The organism is Cupriavidus mimosae (genome assembly GCF_023952485.1).
Taxonomy (GTDB): domain Bacteria; phylum Pseudomonadota; class Gammaproteobacteria; order Burkholderiales; family Burkholderiaceae; genus Cupriavidus; species Cupriavidus taiwanensis_C.
In genome coordinates this window covers 1-1,037 of the sequence record NZ_JALHRY010000089.1, presented here as the reverse complement: position 1 = coordinate 1,037, position 1,037 = coordinate 1, and the positions used below count along the sequence as shown (strand labels likewise).

General features: G+C 63.1%; 1 pseudogene. It reads right to left on the bottom strand.

Features of this window, described 5'->3' with window-relative positions:
* Positions 1–1,037 (bottom strand): annotated as a pseudogene (locus tag MKD50_RS30425) (IS4 family transposase); the annotation flags it as partial.

The window sequence follows — 1,037 nt, the reverse complement described above, 5'->3', positions numbered from 1 at the left end:
TGCCACCACCATGAACAGCGCCAAGGCACGCTCAAGCCGTGCCATCGATGCAAGTTGCAACGCCTCGACTCGACAGCCGTTCTTGAGCACATGAAAGAACAATTCCACCTCCCAACGCGCGCGGTACCAGTCAATAAGCTGCGCGGCCGCGTCAAGGTCGTTCACCTCGCGATTACTCAGCAGTCGCCATTCAATCGGCTTGACGCCTGCCGGCGGGTCGACCTCCCGGGCGACAATACAAGTGGCACTCACCACGCCGCCTGCAGCGTCAGGCAACGCAACACGTTGCGCCCACACCTGCTGCCGTACCGCGCGCGCCGGCTGAGCCTGACGGGCTGCCAGCGTGAAGTGAATCCTGCCCACTGGCTCACCCGCAGTTACTTGCTCCCACAGCTTGCCGCCGCCAGGCAAGGTGCGATTGTGCTGCGAGCGCAGTAGCCAATCCGCCGGGTGGCCCAACTCCTTTGCCTTGATCATCAACGCCATGATGTCCGACTCTCTGTCAGTCACATAGACGAGTCGCGTGGCAGGCAGTGCGGTCGCCTGTTCGGCAACCCGCTCATATCCTTCGGTCCAATGGTACTTTCCTTGATGCCGGGGCGAACGCCATCCGCACCCTTGGGCTCGCGCGCCCCCATGTAGGCGTCAAGCACGCCCAGCGGTTCGCGCGCTGGCGTTACCGCGTAAGTCGGGTGCAGATATAGCTCACGTTGCGCCTCATACGACAGCGGTCCCAGGCCTGCGATGGCCTGGCCGTTAAAGTCCAGCTCCGTCGTGTCTTGGATGCATAGCACCACTTCGCAAGCTCGCATCCGCTCGGCTGAACTCTGCCAGTGGGGCGCCAGAATATCGCGCCAGTCCAGTTCATCCTGAGCCAGGAAGCGGTACGCCGCAGCCGTTTCCTCCCAGCCGCCGCATGCGCTGGGTATGCTTGCCGTCGGCTTCTCTGCGAGCCGCTCCGCTAGCAGCACCGCCCGCTTGTTCAGGCGCTGGTCGCCCAAGTCAATGTCCTTGAATTCCGCCGCTGCCCAACTCGT